This is a genomic window from Pedobacter sp. MC2016-14 (assembly GCF_020991475.1).
Taxonomy (GTDB): domain Bacteria; phylum Bacteroidota; class Bacteroidia; order Sphingobacteriales; family Sphingobacteriaceae; genus Pedobacter.
Genome location: NZ_JAJMPA010000001.1, coordinates 1,262,131 through 1,281,419 on the forward strand (window position 1 = coordinate 1,262,131; position 19,289 = coordinate 1,281,419).

The following is a 19,289-nucleotide window of genomic DNA, read 5'->3' on the forward strand; positions in this document are numbered from 1 at the left end:
ACAAATGATAGCTAAGAGAAGTGTCGCATTTTGCCTCGGCTGCTTTGGTTTAACGCTAACTTCCTATTCAGTGGTTATTGCGCAGCACAAGTTGACGTTGCCGAAATACGATTTTTCCTATCTGGATCGCAAGATAAATGGTTGGGTAGATAGTGGCTATTACAATGGGGCATCCATCCTCATTGCAAAAAATGATCAGGTTATCTATCAAAAGCAGTATGGTAATTATAAACCAGAAACGGTTGAGTACATTGCATCGGCTGGGAAATGGCTGGCAGCTGCAACAATAGCTGCTGTTGTAGAAGAGGGCAAGCTGTCATGGAATGACCAGGTCAACAAATGGCTGCCAGAATTTAAAGATGTAAAAGGCAATGCCACGCTTCGGCAGCTGCTTTCCCATACTGCCGGTTATCCGGATTATCAACCAAAGGGGCTGCCTGCGGATAGTTACCAAACGCTCACAGCGTCTGTAGCCCACATCCTAAACTTGCCAGCAGATACTTTGCCTGGTACAAAATTTAAATATGGCGGATTGGCCATGCAAGTGGCAGGGCGCATGGCAGAATTGGCTACAGGAAAGGATTGGGAGACCATTTTTCAGGAAAAACTGGGGCAACCCTTAGAAATGAAAAGCACACATTTTGTGCCTGTAGACCATACCCCTGGCCATAATCCAATGCTGGGCGGTGGTGCCAGGACCTGCTTAAAGGATTTTGCGAACTTTTTAAATATGGTAAGTAATAACGGTGTTTACCAGGGAAAACGAATTTTATCATTGCAGTCGTTACAGGAGTTGGAAGGTGATCAGGTAAAAAATGCAAAAGTGTTTGCAGGAGAATATGTAGAAAATGCAAGGGCAACTAAGAGAAAGGACATTTACGGACTTGGCGAATGGAGGGAGGAAGTTAATGCTCATGGCGTAGCTACGCTGATAAGTAGTCCCGGTTGGGCAGGAGCTTACCCTTGGGTAGATAAAAAGAACCACGTTTATGGATTTTTCATGAGCCGTATAAAAGAAATGAAAAATGGTTTTAACTCTTTTTATGCCAGTCCGGTTTTGCCATACCTCGTTAGAGATGTCTTAACACAAGTAGCCCATCCCGAATTGAAGCATGGTTATATCACAACGCCGGATAAGGCACGTTTATATTATGAAGAACTGGGCAAAGGAGTGCCTCTGATCTTTCTCCATGGACACTCGTTTGACCGTACAGAATGGGATCCGCAGTTTTTTGCGCTGGCGAAAAAATATCGTGTCATCCGCTATGACTTACGTGGCTATGGTTGGTCTTCTATGCCTTCGGAAGTGCAAAAGGCACTGCACGCAGATGACCTACTGGCTTTAATGGATCAACTTAAAATTAGCAAGGCTCACCTCGTTGGCTTGTCACTGGGAGGATTTATAGTGTCCGATTTCCTTGCATTGCATCAGGATAGACTATGGAGCGCCACCATAGCCAGTAGTGACTTTTTTAAGGTAAATGGCCCTTCACAACCCTGGACCAAAGAAGAATGGGAAAGCCAGAGCCTAAAAATAAAAGCATGGCAGCAAAAGGGAGCAGCACTCAAAAAAAGAGAATGGTTTAATGCCCTAACCATACGCAATGGCCAACCGGTTGAAAATCTCCGTCAGCCCATTTGGACAATGATTAGTAAATGGGATGCCTGGCAACCGCAACATCATGAACCCAGGTTTTTATTGGGCAATGATTTGGAGCCGAAGCTTAAAGCCCAAGCTATTACTGTCCCTGTTTTATTTTTAACGGGCGATGCAGATGCCGGGCATAAAAATAAGCTCCTTGAAGCTATTCCTTCTGCAAAACAGGTTTTTGTGAAAAATGCCGGGCATGTTAGTAATCTGGAAAACCCAAAAGACTTCAATAAAAAGATTCAGGCCTTTTTGAAAAGTGTACATTAACTTTTGTTAACCGCAATTGCCTTTATAAAGAGTATAAACGGGCTTAATGCTTGTCTATTTATAAACGGCCAGTTATTTATATCATATGTTTAAGAAAAATAAGAACCTCAGTCAACAAGCCACACTTTTCCTTTTTACAGTTTTGATGTTTTTTAGCAGGCTTTTAAATGCCCAGGAAAATGTAGACATACTATCGTTTGGGGTACAGCAATCAGAGCAAATGCATAGGCTCCAGGCAAAGGATAGTCAGGTAATTAAAGGCGGGCTCAATCAGCCAGCTAGAGTTATGTTTCCTAAACAGCCAATAGGTTTTGAAGGTGGAAGTATCGCTTTTAAGATGGCCGTCGATCCTGAAAAACAAAATTATTTTAGTGTAAAGCTATGGGGGTCTGACAGAGATAAATCTATGATTTTACTGTTTTCTGAAGGGAAACAAGTAGGATACCGACACCTTGGAGATATTGACCTGCTTTGGTTGGGAAATGGGATGCCGGCTTTTAATGATCGTTTTTTTTATGTAACACTACCTATCCCTATTCAGCAAACCAAGGGAAAAACAAACATAGAACTAGAGCTTAGGTCTTACGGAGAAATTTGGGGTTACGGTGAGAATTTCGAGAAATATCAGAAAAATATGGCGGAGCCAAGCTTGGGCTTTTATAGAGCATATACACATACCGGAACCATGATAGCGCCAGGACGGGAAGAGATACAAGGTTCTCCAGTTGCTGAGCCCGAAATTCGGAAAGGCCCGGGCGAAGAGGTGTTGATTGAACTCAAAGACAGGGTGAACAAAGAACTTGCAGCTATCCTGAAATTACAAAGACCCGTAAATCAGCATGAAATTATGTTTCTTGCCCCGGCCTATGAAGTTAAATGGACTGTTGCCTACCATAATAAAGAGCTCATTGTAAAGGTAATGGAAGGAATGGATGCGCATTATCGGAAGTTTCTTAATGATCCTTCGCTACTTTATTCTGATAAAGCCATTTATAATGGCGATTGGCTGGTTACCGGGCCCATTGCCCGTGGCATCCGTGAGTTATGGCGGGAGTTGAGCCCCGTTGTTGACCAGACATTTGACGACGGTAAAGGAAACATGGTAACACACCGTAAAGCCTGGTCAATTTTGATGAAAGAAGCGGTTACCTACAATTCAACACATAGAAGGCAGTACACCAACCAATCCATGATTATTGATATGTTTCTTTATGATTGTAATGAAGCGCTGCTGTTGTTGGAGCCATCATTGGCCATACCCAGAACAAAAGCTTTAAGATACTTACATGAATCTGTTGGCTTGCTGCCCTGGTTGGGTAAAGAAACAGCTCATGGTCCAGAGCGTATTCTGGGAGACAACTATCTGCAGCTTACAAAAAAAGGTTTAACCAAAGAATTGGGCTATGTAGGTTACTATGGCGAAGTGCTGGATTGGGTTGTAGATATGTACAAAACTACGGGGAAGCCAGGAGTGCCCAACTCCGGAGATCCGGAGATCAAAAAGCAATTGATAAAAATGATGATGGCCAGAAGTTACTTCAGGTATCCTTCCATTTATGCAGAAGAGTATAAGGCTATGCGTGTAGAAGCTGTAGTGGGCTGGAGAGATAGTGGCCATTACCCTGGCGACGTGATCTACGGCGATCGTGGAATGGCTTGGGATGCAACACCTTTGATGACAGCTGCAGCTACGCTGGATCCAGCGGCAATAGGCATTGCGCAACAGATGATTGCAGATAACCAGTTCTTTAAGATGGTAGCAGATAAAATGAAATTAAAAGGTATCCGGGTAACTAAAAGCCTGCTTAATATACCCGATGAGTATGTGCTGATCAGGGATCAGGAAAAACAAAAGTTTAGTCTGCCAATGAGCGATGGCATGCCGGATTTTATTTTTTCAGATGAAGAGGACGGCGTAATTGCCATTAAAAATGGTACCGAGCGTTTATATGCTTCCTTATACTGGAGAGCAAGAAATGCCGTAAACCGGCTGGCTAAGGTACATTACATCACTCCAATAATCGATAGGATCTCTAATGTCTATATAAATTCTGAGTATCAACCATCAGGGATGGAATATACAAGGCCAAACTGGGTTAACCTTGCGTTTATGGGCAATCGTGAATGGTATACCGGCATCACCTCTGCCCATGAAGGCGAAGTGCTCCCAATTGCTAAAATCCCTAAAGACATCAAGTTTAAGCCAGGTGATGAAAATGTTTACGCAGGTAAAGCGAGCTTTTATACCATGGAATATGGCCAATATCTTATTGCCATGAATACCACAAATGACAAGAATTTTGAGCTAACCATTCCTGCGTCCTTTAAAAATGCAATGGATTTAAAGACGAAGAAGAAAATAAGCGCGCATACAATTAAGGTAAGTCCACTTTCAACTGTGGTCTATTACAAAAACTAGGAATATATGAAATATACATGTTTATACCTGGCTTTTTGGTTCAGTCCATTGTGTATAAGTGCACAATATGTTGGGCAGCACAAAAGCAAAATCGCCGTTACTACTAAAATACCCCTGAAGGCTTATAGTTTTGACTTGCAGGATGTGAGGTTGCTGGACAGTAGGTTTAAGGAAAATATGGACCGGGAAGGGCGTTGGATGCTTTCTTTGCCTAACGAAAGACTGCTCCATAGCTTTAAAGTAAATGCTGGAATGTTAACGGATAAGAAAAGCAGTAAAACCAAGATGCCCCAGCCTTTGGGTGGCTGGGAATCATTGGATATGGAGCTCCGTGGTCATAGTGTTGGTCATTTACTCTCTGGTCTGTCGTTTCAGTATGCTTCTACAGGAGAAGATATTTTCAAGAGAAAAGCCGATAGCCTGGTTGCAGGTTTGGCACAAGTTCAGGTAACCCTTAATGAGGGCGGTTATTTAAGTGCATTTCCACAGCAGTATATCGACCGTAACATTAAAGGCACATCTGTATGGGCACCATGGTATACCCTTCATAAAATCACAGCAGGATTAATTGATAGTTATTGGTATACCGGCAATCAACAAGCTTTAGATGTAGGAATCAAAATGGCTTCCTGGGCTTACCAAAAGTTGAATGGTTTATCGCCTGATCAACTGGCTGTTATGCTTCGTAATGAGTTTGGAGGTATGAACGAGGCCTGGTACAATTTATATTCTATTACAGGCAACCACGAACATAAACGCCTGGGTGATCTTTTTTACCACAAAGCCGTACTTGATCCTTTAGCGGCCAAAGAAGATAAATTGTATAAAATGCATGCCAATACCGTGATCCCAAAAGTTACCGGGGAAGCAAGGGCCTATGAATTGACCGGGGAAGCAAGGGAGAAGAGTATTACAACCTATTTCTGGGACAACATTGTCAATAAGCAGACCTATGTAATTGGCAGCAATAGCGATAAAGAACATTTTATAGAACCCGGAAAGATTTCAAAGTACATCACTGGCTACACGGGAGAAACTTGTAATACTTATAATATGCTCAAGGTGACCCGTCATTTATTTACATGGGACGCCGATGTGAAGTATGCAGATTATTACGAAAAGGCTTTGTATAATCACATCCTTGGACAACAAGATCCTAAGACAGGAATGGTCTGTTATTTTACTCCGCTAAAACCCGGGGCTTTTAGGGTATATAGTACACGTGACAGTTCCTTTTGGTGTTGTGTAGGTTCGGGATTTGAAAGCCAGTCTAAATACGGGGAAGCTATTTATTACCATAATGATAATGGCATTTTTGTAAATTTGTTTATCCCATCTGTGTTAAACTGGAAAGAAAAAGGATTTAAAGTTCGCCAGGAAACAAACTATCCAGAAGAAGCAACTACCCGCTTTTTTATCGAGGAGGTCAATAACGAGGTGTTGCCGTTGTACATCCGATACCCAAATTGGGCAACGCTGGGTGCCAAAATCAAAATCAATGGTAAGCCAGTTAAAATTAATCAGGATGCGGGCAGCTATATTTCTCTAAGCCGGAAATGGAAAAAAGGAGATGAAATAGAGGTCACCTATCCTATGTCTTTGAAGCTTGAAGCTACACCTGATAATCCTAAGATTGCCGCCATTACGTACGGGCCTGTTGTATTGGCCGGAGAAATGGGAACAGAAGGAATGAAAACGCCACAGCCTTATCATGATCCCAAAGATCCTTATCAATATTATGATTACGATTATAATATCCCTGCAAACCTGGTTCATGGTTTAAATGCCAAAGGCCAACAAATCTGGGAATGGCTTAAGCCAGTTAAAGGTCAGCCTTTAACTTTTAGTACAACGAATACAGTCAACGGTTCAGCGGTCACCCTTGTACCTTATTATAACCTGCATCGCCAGCGGTATGTGGTTTATTGGGACGTAAATTAAAACATGATCATAAATACTTATTGATGAGCCTTTCTATTCTTGTAAAATCAACTTTTAAAGCTGCGCTGTTTCTTTTGATTGCCCAAATCTCTTTTGGACAAAGCAAATTTATATCCAAAACCTGGGTTTCAGACCAGGGAGATGGAACCTATAAGAACCCGGTGTTGCATGCAGATTACTCAGATCCTGATGCCATTAGGGTGGGTGACGACTATTACCTGACCGCTTCAAGTTTTAACTGCATTCCTGGTTTACCTATTCTGCATTCTAAAGATTTAGTAAATTGGAAACTGATCAATTATGCGCTTAAAAAGCAAGAGCCTGAAGAATTATACAGCAGCCCACAACATGGCAAGGGCGTATGGGCACCCAGTATCATCTTTTACAAGGGGGAATACCGCATTTATTATCCAGACCCTGATTTTGGTGTATTTATGGTGAAAGCAAAAGACCCGGCAGGGGATTGGGAAAAGCCAGTATTGGTGCTGCCAGGCAAAGGGATTATTGACCCAAGTTCATTTTGGGATGAAGATGGGAAAGCTTATCTGGCCATTGCCTGGGCAGGAAGCCGTGCAGGTGTAAATAGTTTGCTGACCGTTTTTCCCATGAATGCCGACGGTACTAAGGTTACTGCTGAAGGCACTCATGTTTTTGACGGACATAAAAACCACCATACGGTAGAAGGCCCTAAGTTTTACAAGCGTAATGGTTATTATTATTTGTTTGCCCCGGCAGGAGGGGTAGCTACGGGTTGGCAATTGGTGCTGCGGTCTAAAAATATTTATGGGCCTTATGAAGAGCAGGTGGTTATGGATCAAGGCAAGACCAATATCAATGGACCACATCAGGGTGCCTTGCTGCAAACCCAAACCAAAGAAGACTGGTTCCTGCATTTTCAGGATAAAGGTCCATATGGTCGTGTACTGCATTTGCAGCCGGTTAAATGGGTAAACAACTGGCCTGTTATTGGTGAAGACCTGGATGGGGATGGAAAAGGAGAACCTGTACATTCACATGTAAAACCAAATGTGGCTAAGGTTTATCCGGTTTCAACGCCTCCGGAAAATGATGAATTTAATGGTGATAAGTTAGGCCTGCAATGGCAATGGCATGCCAATTCTAGATTACAATGGAGTGCTCAGATCAGAAATTCGGGACACCTTAGACTCTTTGCGTTTTCTACACCAAAAGATGCCGTAAATCTTTGGCCAGTACCAAATTTATTACTTCAAAAGTTCCCGGCTCCGGATTTTACAGCGACAACAAAAGTTACCTTTACGACGGAATGGGACGTTTGGCAAACAAAAAAGGCAGGTTTACTTATTATGGGAAATGACTATGCTTATTTGTCTGTTACTAAAAACGAAAAGGGGTACCAGGTCAATCAAGTGGTCTGCAAAAATGCATTGGAGGGACAAACGGAAACGGTAGTAGAAACCAGATCTTTAGAGACCGCAACTGTTTATATGCGGGTACAGGTAAAAGCACCATTAGCAGAATGCCAGTTTTCTTACAGTGAAGACGGCGTTAATTTTAAACCTATAGGAGTTATATTTAAGGCAGTACAAGACAAATGGATTGGAGCGAAAATTGGCATATTTAGCACCAGTAGTCCGGAAGTGCGTACTGGTGGTTATGCAGATTTTGATTGGTTTAGGTTGCAATAAAGTATCAGATTTGAGTATCCACAATTGATATCGGTGTCTATAAATAGACAAAACCTAGTTTAACTATGAAATACAGCATACTGTACTTACAAATTTTAGGTGTAATGGCTTTCCTGTTTACATTGCCAGCCTCTACATGTTTTGCTCAAGAGCAAAGTAAAATTAGTCCCGGTGAAATATGGCCCGATAGGGATGGTAATCATATCCAGGCCCATGGTGGCGGCATCTTAAAAATCAAAAATACTTATTACTGGTATGGTGAGCAGCGTAGACAGGGGCTAGATACGAATTTCAGGTATGTGAGCTGTTATGCATCAAAGGATTTGATAAATTGGGAATTTAAAGGGGATGCCTTAAAACTGGGGGGCTTAGATACATTATTAGGCCATAAGTGGGTTTTGGAACGCCCAAAAGTATTCTATAATCCAAAGACTAAAAAATTCGTTATGTATATGCATATTGACGGTAAGTACAAACGGGGTACTACGTCCTCTACGGTTACGAATAATTATACCTATGCCAGTGTTGGGGTTGCAATAAGTGACAAGCCTGCCGGACCATTTAAATATCTAAAATGTTTCCGCCCCCTGGGGCATGAAAGCCGGGACATTGGACAGTTTGTAGACGATGACGGCACTGCTTATTTAATCTTTGAGGACCGTCCTGCTAAGGGATTCCACATCGCAAAGCTATCTGACGATTACCTTACAGTTGAAAAGGATGTCTGTTTGATCAAGGCTCCTTTGGAAGGTGGCGCCATTGTTCATTATAATGGCTTGTATTACGCTATCGGCTCTGCTTTGACGGGTTGGAGACCTAACCCTAATTTATATGCAACAGCAACTAGTCTTTCAGGTCCCTGGTCCGAATTTAAAGACATCGCCCCATCAGAAACGAATACCTACGGTTCGCAGTCCACACTTATGTTAAAAATAACAGGGAGTAAAAAGACAGCAGTAATCTTTATGGGGGATATCTGGAAACCAAAAACGCAATGGGACTCCCGTTATCTATGGATGCCATTAGAGATTGGAGAGGGGAAGTTATGGTTGCCTAAGCCAGAACCCTGGACAATAAACCTGAAAACTGGAGAAACAAAATAAGATGTCAAAATACATAACTTATATCTTAACAATACTTATCGCAAATACCTGTTTGCTTTTATTTTCTAATGAAAGCCGGGCTGCAGAATGGCAGTGGTCAGTACCTGTTGAAGGCATAATTTCAGCTGAGACAAAAGAACATCCGACGGCATTTTTGTGGATCCCGCCAAATTGCAAACAAGTCCGGGGAATTGTGGTTGGACAGCATAATATGTTGGAAGAAGGGATACTTGAACATACGGCCTTTCGCAAAAAAATGACTAAGCTGGGCTTCGCAGAAATCTGGATCACACCGGGCATGGATATGATCTTTAAATTCCAAAATGTAGCGGTATTTAATGACATGATGAAAAGTCTTGCTCATAAATCAGGATATTCAGAACTTGAATTTTCGCCTATCGTTCCTATAGGGCATTCGGCAGCGGCAAGTTATCCATGGAATTTTGGGGCATGTAATCCATCGAGGACGCTTGCAATGTTGTCCATTCATGGCGATGCCCCAGTCAGTAACCTTACTGGAAGTGGACAGCCAAACCCGGATTGGGGAACGCATAATATTGATGGCATTCCGGGCTTGATGGTAATGGGAGAATATGAATGGTGGGAGGAGCGGATTATCCCTGCAATGAAATATAAAAAATTACATCCCAAAGCCGTTATCTCCTATCTTGCTGATGCTGGAAATGGACATTTTGATTATTCAGATGAATTGATAGATTTTTTGGGGATGTTTATTACTAAAGTGGCTAACGTGAGACTTCCGTCAAAGATGCCGCTGAACAAACCTGTATTGTTAAAGCCGATTGATCCTGATGAAGGATGGTTAGTAGACAAATGGCGTAGGGATAAACCCCTGGAGGCTGAAGCGGCGAGGTATAACCGGTATAAAGGGAATAAAGAGGAAGCGGGCTGGGCCCTGGATGGAAGGATGGCCAGAGCTACAGAAAGTTATTACGTTAGGGCAAGGGCTAAATTGCCACAATACATTGGCTATATACAGGAGGGTAAATTATTAGCGCCTGCAGGTTTCTCAGGCTTCAATCCTAAATTTAAGCCTCATGCTGATGGAATTTCATTTAACATATCGGCAGTTTACCTTGATTCTGTAGGTGGAAAAAGGGCTGCAAAGGGGTATTCAAAATCTAAAATTCACATCAGTAGAATTTGCGGCCCTATTGAAAAAGTGGATGATACTACATTTAAAGTTGCATTTTACAGGATGGGTTTCAACAATCCAAAGCGTTCAAATGATGTTTGGCTGATGGCAAGAAGCGCCGGAGATGAAAAGTACAAATCGGCCGTGCAGCAAGCAGATATGCGGATTCCGCTAAAAAACACTGAGGGAAGCGAGCAGTATATTTCATTTCCTATAATTCCTGCGCAAGAAGTGGGCTTAAAATCCATGATGTTGAATGCTATGTCAAGCTCAGGTATGCCCGTGTTTTACTATGTAAAAGAAGGACCTGCTGAAATTTGGGAAAATAAGCTCATGTTCACAGAAATTCCTCCAAGAAGCAAATTCCCTTTAAAGGTTACGGTAGTGGCATGGCAGTATGGGCGTAGTGTTTTACCTATGGTGAAGAGTGCTGAACCTGTTGAGCTAAGCTTTTATATTCATAAAAATTAAAATTCTATAAATAATGCAAATGTACTTCCGGACTTTCCTATTAAGCTTTTTGCTCATCGTGTTTTTGCCCAAATTAAAGGCTCAGCTGTTTCAGCATCCTGGTATTTTGCACAGCAAGGAAGATCTTACACGCATAAAACATGGTGTTGCAGCAAAGCAGGAGCCTATTTTTTCAGGATATAAAGTATTTTTGGAAAATCCTGTATCTCATTACAACTATAGAATGCAAGGACCTTTAGTTTCCATTGGAAGAAATCCTACCGTTGGGCAGGTGATTTACGATACAGATGCAAATGCAGCGCATCAAAATGCCGTGATGTGGACCATTACAGGCGAAAAAGCCTATGCGGAAAAGGCAATAGAAATTGTAAATGCATGGGCATCAAGTTTAAAATCAATAACAGGACGTGATGCTGTGTTGATGGCCGGACTTGGCCCCTTTAAAATGGTTAATGCAGCAGAACTTCTTCGTTACACAAATTCGGGCTGGAAAGAAAAGGACATCAAACAGGCAGAATTGCATTTTAAAACGATAATCTATCCAGTATTACAAAATTTCGCTTTGTTTGCCAATGGAAACTGGGATGCCGCAGCACTTAAAACAGTAATGGCTATTGGTGTATTTTGTAATGATCGAAGCATTTTTGAACGAGGCCTTAGATATTACGTTAATGGAGCAGGCAATGGCAGGCTATCTCATTATGTAATTAATAATGACGGACAGGTTCAGGAAAGCGGACGTGACCAGGGACATACGCAGCTAGGAATTGCTATGCTTGCAGAATGTTCTGCTATTGCATGGAACCAGGGCTTGGACTTATACAGTTATAATGATAATCTTTTGTTGAAGGGTTTTGAATATACCGCTAAATATAATTTGGGACAGCCAGTTCCTTTTAAGCCAACTATAGACTACACTGGAAAGTACCGGCATAAGATAGTTTCTAAAATAGACAGTGGTAGTTTAAGGGCCGTATATGAGCAAGTGTACAATCATTATGTGAAGAAAATGGGATTGGTTGCTCCTTTTACAACATTGGCCGCAGAAAAAGTACGACCTGAAGGTCCGGGAAAACCTGGTGCCGACCATCCGGGTTATGGCACATTATATTTTACCGTTCCAACAGGTAAAAATATCAAATCAGAGATACCTGTGGTACCTTCAGCACCAGGTGGTTTAATTGTGGATGGAACATCCAAGGCCATTGCACTCACATGGATCAAGTCAATTGGAGCTACTACCTATTCGGTTAAAAGAGCAGAGAAGGTAGGCGGCCCTTATGTCACCATCGCTCAAAATATCAAATTACAGGGCTATACAGACCGTAAAGTTAAAGCAGGTGTTACCTACTTTTATACGGTGACCGCAAAAAATAAAAATGGAATAAGTTCTAATGCTTTAGCGGTGGGCATCTCGGCAGGTTTGCCTAAGCCCTGGAGTTTCCATGAAATTGGCCAATCTGCCTATAAAGGTTATGTTGGCTATGATGGTGAACAATTTGAATTGGTCAGTTCAGGTAAAGGGCTTGATAGCTTGAAAGATGCATTCAGTTTTACCGCTTTACCTTTACAGGGAGATGGAGAAATGACTGTTCGCTATGTGCCTCAGTTGAGTTCCCAATTTTCTCAGCTTGGACTGAGTATCAGGAGCGGTACGTCCGAGAATGCCGCGCATGTATCTCTGATACTTTTTCCTAAGAAAGCCGAACATATTGAAGCGCCTGATTGGCAGGCAAGGTTACTCACAAGAAAGTCTCCTGGTGCTAAAGCAGAATTGATTGGGAGTGTAGGTGATCTGCCAGCATCTGCCGTTACTTTTGGTAGGCTAACAGGTTATTATTGGCTACGTTTGCAGCGCAAAGGAAATACTTTTTCTGGTTATTCTTCTGCAGATGGTAAGATTTGGACAAAAGTTGGAACATTTACCACACCATTTGAAAAGAATGTTTCCATCGGAATGTGCGTAGCTTCAGGACTACAGGATATAAAAACTACGGTTCAATTTGATCAGGTATTGTTATCATTTTGAGATGATTTACTAAAATTTGAACCATTTTAATCAAATTTTAAACCTTTGCACACTTCTGTAGGATTACATTTGTAGAAACCAAATATCCTGTAGAAATGAAACTAGCTAAAACCTATTTACTAATGTCCATGCTCTTGTGTACGAGCCTGGCTTACGCGCAGTACACCCGTCTGCCTCAAATTTCATCAAAAATTTATAGCGTAAAAGATTATGGCGCGGTAGGCGACAATAAAACAGTAAATACCCAGGCCATTCAAAAAACGCTGGACCTGGCAAAAACAACCGGAGGGAAGGTCTTGATCCCGGCAGGGGAATACCTTTGTGGACCGTTAAATTTGTACAGTAGCACAAATCTGGAAATTGTTAAAGGAGCTACTTTGCGTTTGACCAACATTATCAACGATTTTCCATCAGAAAAGAACCGTTACCTTAATTTCATCAATATTTCAAAAGCGACAGATGTTAAAATATCTGGCGGGGGTATTATTGATGGTCAGGGTGAGCCCTGGTGGATAGCCACTACCGCAAAAACGTTGACCATGCGAAGGCCACAGCTGTTGTATATGGAAGGCCTGCAAAGGGTAGAAATTACCGGGGTTACTTTTTTAAACCCCCCAAATACACATATTTCCCTAAAAAACTGTAGCGATGTTTACATTCATGATGTACGGATAGAAGCGCCTGCAAAATCACGCAATACAGATGGCATTAACATTTCCGCTAAAAATTGCACTATAGAACGTTGTACCATTAATACCGGAGACGATAACATTGCCATCAATTTTGGCAACAAGAAACAAGCTGAAGATGATCCTGAAGTACAAAATATGCTCATCAGTGATTGCAACTTTGGCGTTGGTCATGGTTTGTCCATAGGTAGTTATACCTCAGGAAGTTTACGCAATCTGAAGGTGCGCAACTGCTCCTTTGACGGTACTACTTCGGCCATCCGCATTAAAACCGCCCGGGGGCGAGGGGGGATTCTTGATCAGGTAAGTTACGAAAACATTACCATCAGGAATTCACGCTGGCCGATTTTTATATCTCAGTATTATCCACATGAACCAAAAACCCCACAGGAAGATACCACAACTGCTATTGGTGCATACAATCCCATCTACAAAAATATCTCCTTAAAAAATATTACTTGCAGCAACTGCCAGGAGGCATTGATCCTTTGGGGGCTTCCAGAATCACCGATCCAAAATATCCGGTTTGAGGATGTAAAGATCTCCGCAAGCAAGGGCGCACAAATTTATCACGTTTCAAAAGCCGAGTTTGTCAATTCGGCTATCAAAACCACAGAGAAACCACGCATTTATAATTCAACAGTAACAGGTCTTTAATTAAAAAAATATGAGCAGCAAAAGCCACAGCACAGACAGCAAAGTATTCCGTATATTTCTATTTTCCATTGTTTGTTTAATCGCTATTACAGCATTTAGAACAAAGGAGAAACCAGTACTTTACATTATAGGCGATTCTACAGTTCAAAATAGTGATGGCAATGGCCGCAATGAATATTGGGGTTGGGGGAGCTTAATTAAACCCTACCTTGATACCAACAAAATCACTCTTCAAAACCATGCGAAAGCTGGCACAAGCACCCGGACTTTTATTTTGGATGGCCGCTGGGATAAGATCCTGGCAGTATTAAAAAAGGGTGATTTTGTAATGATGCAATTTGGGCACAATGACCATAGCGGTGTGGAAGATACCACCAAGCAGAAAGGCTCTCTTTTGGGCACAGGCGAAGAAACGAAAGAGATCATCAGCATCAGGGACCATAAAAAGGAAATTGTGCATACCTATGGATGGTACCTGAGTAAATTTATAAAAGAAGCGAAAGCAAAAGGCGCCATCCCAATTGTGTGCTCTTTGGTGCCAAGGAACAAATGGAAAGACGGAAAGGTAGTTGTAGAAGCTAAATTCCCGGAATGGGCTGAGGAAACCGCCCGCACACAAGGAGCATATTATATTGATTTGAACAAGTTGATCAGGATGCGCTATGAGCAGCAGGGTCCGGAAAAGATAAAAGCTTTTTTCCCTGTAGATGGTACCCATACCAACCTAAAGGGCGCAGAATTGAATGCGGCCTGCGTGGTTGAGGGGCTGAAAATAATTAAAGAATGCCCGCTGAACGTATACATTAAATAAGTACTTTTACGTAGTTCTGCTTTAGTAATGAAAACGCTAAAGCAGAAAGACCAAATATGAAGTTGAGTGCCTTAGTTAAGTTAGTTATCCTTGTTTTACTGTGCTCGTTGCGCCTTCAGGCGCAACTGAAGTTTAAATTTGACTATTACTCAACGGAAAATGGCCTATCTCACGATGCGGTAACCAGTATCATGAAAGACCGGGAGGGTTTTCTGTGGATTGGTACCTGGAATGGAATCAACAGGTTTGATGGGCACACTTTTAAATCATACCGGTCTTTTCCGGGAGATTTGTCTCAATTGAAGAACGACAGGATTGATCAGATTACGGAAGACCTTTCTAAAAACCTTTGGATTAAGGCATACGACAATCAGATTTACCGTTTTGACAAGCGAAAGGAGCAGTTTTATCCTTTTTTGCTTAAAGAAAGCAAGCCGGGCTATAAGGTGTTGTTTAACCGTACACAAGTTTCCAGGGATGGGGTAGTGTGGTTGCTTACCTTTAAGGATGGCTTGGTGATTATTCCTGATGCAGACCACCAGGAAAGGTACACTTATATAAAAAGCAAGGCGAAGACCGGCCTTACCTTACCCTCTGATACAGTTAAATTTGTACATGAAGACCGGGACGGAAAGATCTGGGTGGCTACTACAAAAGGATTAACATGCCTTTTGAAAAAACCTGATGGGAAGTATAGCGCTTTAAAACTGGATCCAGGTATTTTTAAGGCGGAGAATTTTAACTGCCGGGCGGAAGATAAAACCCATATTTACTTTGGTACAGACGATGGGAACCTGCTTGTTTATGAAAAACTTAGCAGGTATGCCGTCCGCAAAAAGATCTCAAATGCGGCGCTAAATATGTTGCTTGCTTCAAAAACGCAGGGGCTTTTTTATGCAAGTTCGTCTGCCGGGGAGCTGATTTCCATTTTTAATCAGGCCAAGCAGGTGTCAGCACTTACTTACCATAAAAACGAAAAACTGCTGTCTATCTATGAAGACAGGTCAGGAAATCTTTGGATCGAGCCTGAAAAAGCCGGAGTAATCAGGTATAGTGTTGCAGATAGAAAGTTTTCGGGCTTCTCTGCAAAGAACGATGAGGGCTCTTCTTATGTTGGTAACCACTATAAAGTTTTTGAAGATAAAGAGGGGCGGGTATGGGTAAATATGAAGAGTGGTGGTTTCTCTTATTATCATGCTGCGAGCGCAAGAATGGAAGCTTTTACCGACCAGCGCTTTTCTAATATTATTACCTCACTGTTATATGATGATGCTGGTGTACTTTGGTTTTGTACCATTGATAAGGGCATCAATAAGGTGCTTTTTCAGGAAAACGACTTCAACCAGCATTTGTTAGCCCCATTGCTTCATCATACCTCCGACAATGAGGTAAGGAGTATTTGGACGGATGGTAAACAGCAGTTGTGGTTGGGTGTGAAGAGTGGAAACATTTATGTTTTTAAAAATGGGAACAAGGTTCCTGTAACATTTCTTAACGCGCCGAAGTCTGGTTTTGGTGGCATCTATTGTATTCTTGGAGACAGCAGAGGGAATATATGGATAGGTAGTAAAACGACCGGACTTTACAGGGCTAGTCCCGCGCCGCAGGGTAAAAACAGCTATGTGCTTAGCCATTATGGTAAGGCTGTGGAAGGCAGTTCAGGTATGAATAGCAATGAGGTATATGCCTTGTTGGAAGATCAGTATGGAAAAATATGGGTTGGTACCTTTGATGAAGGATTAAACATTGCAAGTTATGAAAATGATGCTGTAAAGTTTGCCAACCGCGAGAATGGTGGTCTGGCGGGATATCCAAAAGAAGGCTTTAGGAAAATCAGGAACATGGCCCTGGACCAAAAGGGTAATGTATGGATAGGTACCACGAATGGTTTGGTAGTAAAGCAAGTAGGAGACGGCAAGCAGGCTGGAAAATCTTATGCCGCTTACAGTAAAATCCCCGGTTCTAAGCATAGTCTGGGAGACAACGATGTTCAGTTTGTTTTCCGTGATCGCAAAAATAGGATGTGGCTTGCCACCTCTGGAGGAGGTTTGGAGTGGGCAATTGGAAACAATCCTTTAAAAGGTTTGAGCTTCAGGAGTTATACTACATTAGATGGACTGCCGAACGACTACGTATTAAGTTGTGCTGAAGACAGCCATGGTTACATCTGGGCAGCAACTCAAAATGGTTTGGCGAAGTTTAATCCGCAAACAGCACAATTCAAAAACTACGACTCTTACGATGGCTTGCCTAAAGCCACCTTCTCAGAAGCATCTGCGCAGCAATTAGCAGATGGCACTTTGGTTTTTGGAACCAACCGCGGTTACCTTTCTTTCCATGCAGACAGCATTAAGAATTATAAGACCAGGGCCAATATGGTATTGACCAACCTGCAGATCAATAATCATGATCAGGGTTTGTCCAGAGATGGAGTTCTCCGGGCAGATATCAATTATACCGAACAACTTGATTTAAAATACAATCAAAACATCATCAGTATTGATTATGCAATTTTGGATCCTAAGTCCGGACCAAAACAGTTTTATGCCTATCGGTTAAAGGGCTTTGAAAGCAACTGGAACAACAACAGGGAACAGCGAAGGGCAACTTATACCAATTTGCCACCAGGTAAATATACATTTGAAGTGAAGAGCCTAAACGACGAAATGTATGTAGAAAGGCCATATAAAAGTTTAGAGATTAACATTATGCCACCGCCATGGAAAACCTGGTGGGCCTACTTCATTTACCTGTTGCTTATTGCCGTGCTGATTGCTGTTGCGAGAAGAGTAACACTTACCATGCTGCGGTTGAGGAACAAGATTGCAGTGGAGCAGAAACTGGCAGAGCTGAAGTCCGGTTTTTTTACCAATATTTCTCATGAACTGCGGACCCCGTTAACCTTAATATTAAACCCGATTGAGGAGATAGGAAGAAATGAACCTTTAAGCCCACAGGGTACGGCACAGGTTAGCATCGTTAAGAAAAATGCAAACCGCATGATCCGCTTCATTAACCAGTTGCTGGACTTAAGGAAACTGGAGAGTGGAAAGGCCACTTTGAAAGTCTCTCGTTTTGACCTGATCGCTTTTCTCCACAATATTTTTGAATATTTTAATGAACTGGCTTTAAAAAAGAACATTATTCTGGAACTGGTTTGTGATCAGGATGAACTTTTAATTTGGGCAGATGCCGAAAAGCTGGATATTGTAATTTACAACTTGTTGGCAAATGCCTTTAAATTTAGTCCTGACAACAAAACCATTAAAATAATCCTTAGCGTAAATTCCCCGCAAAATGAGCTCTGCCTGGAGGTATACGATCAGGGTAAGGGCGTAGTGGAAGAGAAGCTGGAGGAGATTTTTGGGCTATATTACCAGGCCAATGAGCAGAGTGATACGGAACAAAAGGGAACGGGGATTGGCCTTGCGCTCTCTAAAGAACTCGTTGCCTTGCATAGCGGAAGAATTTCGGCGTTTGTTAATGCCGATAAAGGCCTTAGTGTTCAGGTATGTCTGCCTCTTGGAAAAGATCATTTTAAAGCAGAAGACTGCGGGGCAATGAATTTTGATGATAAGCGGCCATCAGGTATTCTGGCTGTAGATGCCGGTCTTTCTGTGCTTGCTGAAGAAGAGCAATTGGTTAAAAATGCTACGGTTTTACTGGTGGAAGACAATACAGACCTTAGGAATTTTTTAAGTGCCCAGCTTGGCAGGATTTATCAGGTGGAAACAGCTGTTGATGGCCAGGAAGGTTGGGAGAAGGCCTCCGCGCTCATGCCGGATTTGATTTTGAGTGACATCATGATGCCTAGGATGAGTGGCATAGCCCTGCTTGAGAAATTGAAGGCCGAAGTAAGCACCAGCCATATCCCGGTGGTCTTACTCTCTGCTAAGTATGCCATTGAGCATCAAATTGAAGGGCTACAGTATGGTGCAGATTATTACATCACCAAGCCATTTAACAATGAGTTTCTTTTTGCCGCCATTGCGGGCCTCCTTAAGCAGCGTAAATTGCTCTTTAATGCCATGGTAGAAAAGAAAGCTTACGTTTCGCTGGAACCCGCCGCCATTGTGATCACCGATAAGGATAAGATGTTCCTTGAAAAGGTGATTGAAATTGTGGAGCACAATATGGAAAATCCTGATTTTAATATTGATGCTGTGGCAGAAACTATAGGCATGGGCAGGTCTACTTTTTACAGGAAATTTAAAAGCCTGACCAACCTGGCACCGGTAGAGTTTGTGCGGGACATGCGGCTTCAGCGTGGAAAGCAATACCTGGATGCTGGCGAGACTAATATTTCCGTGATCGCTTATAAAGTTGGCTTTAACAATGCCAAATATTTCAGCACTTGTTTCCGGGAAAAATACAACTGTTCGCCATCTGCTTACCTGCAGGAAATCCCTAAATAAGCACCGCTGCACA

At 42.2% G+C, this 19,289-nt stretch carries 10 protein-coding genes; all 10 read left to right on the forward strand.

The window, feature by feature from the left end:
* Positions 1-4 precede the first annotated feature (4 nt).
* The gene (locus LPB86_RS05290; RefSeq protein WP_230641615.1) at positions 5-1,918 is read left to right on the forward strand and encodes a class A beta-lactamase-related serine hydrolase; all 1,914 of its coding nucleotides are present in this window, start codon (positions 5-7) and stop codon (positions 1,916-1,918) included.
* Between the two features lie 85 nt (positions 1,919-2,003).
* On the forward strand, positions 2,004-4,337 hold the full coding sequence (locus LPB86_RS05295) for a hypothetical protein (RefSeq protein WP_230641616.1): 2,334 nt from the start codon (positions 2,004-2,006) through the stop codon (positions 4,335-4,337).
* A gap of 6 nt (positions 4,338-4,343) precedes the next feature.
* Positions 4,344-6,278 carry a glycoside hydrolase family 127 protein gene (locus LPB86_RS05300; protein ID WP_230641617.1) on the forward strand — a complete coding sequence of 645 codons (1,935 nt, stop codon included), beginning with the start codon at positions 4,344-4,346 and terminating at the stop codon, positions 6,276-6,278.
* 23 nt (positions 6,279-6,301) lie between these two features.
* A complete protein-coding gene (locus tag LPB86_RS05305) occupies positions 6,302-7,945 on the forward strand; it encodes a glycoside hydrolase 43 family protein (RefSeq protein ID WP_230641618.1) in 1,644 nt (547 codons plus the stop codon).
* A gap of 65 nt (positions 7,946-8,010) precedes the next feature.
* Positions 8,011-9,048: a family 43 glycosylhydrolase gene (locus LPB86_RS05310; RefSeq protein ID WP_230641619.1), complete on the forward strand. Its 1,038-nt coding sequence runs from the start codon at positions 8,011-8,013 to the stop codon at positions 9,046-9,048.
* A gap of 1 nt (position 9,049) precedes the next feature.
* Positions 9,050-10,675 carry a hypothetical protein gene (locus tag LPB86_RS05315; RefSeq protein WP_230641620.1) on the forward strand — a complete coding sequence of 542 codons (1,626 nt, stop codon included), beginning with the start codon at positions 9,050-9,052 and terminating at the stop codon, positions 10,673-10,675.
* 13 nt (positions 10,676-10,688) lie between these two features.
* Positions 10,689-12,704, forward strand: coding sequence for an alginate lyase family protein (locus LPB86_RS05320; RefSeq protein ID WP_230641621.1), 2,016 nt, complete (start codon positions 10,689-10,691; stop codon positions 12,702-12,704).
* Between the two features lie 95 nt (positions 12,705-12,799).
* Entirely contained in the window at positions 12,800-14,050 is a 1,251-nt protein-coding gene (locus LPB86_RS05325; RefSeq protein ID WP_230641622.1) for a glycoside hydrolase family 28 protein, read from the forward strand.
* Positions 14,051-14,060: 10 nt separating this feature from the next.
* Complete coding sequence (locus LPB86_RS05330) at positions 14,061-14,861, forward strand: rhamnogalacturonan acetylesterase (protein WP_230641623.1); 801 nt, start codon at positions 14,061-14,063, stop codon at positions 14,859-14,861.
* Between the two features lie 56 nt (positions 14,862-14,917).
* Complete coding sequence (locus LPB86_RS05335) at positions 14,918-19,276, forward strand: hybrid sensor histidine kinase/response regulator transcription factor (protein ID WP_230641624.1); 4,359 nt, start codon at positions 14,918-14,920, stop codon at positions 19,274-19,276.
* Positions 19,277-19,289: the final 13 nt, after the last annotated feature.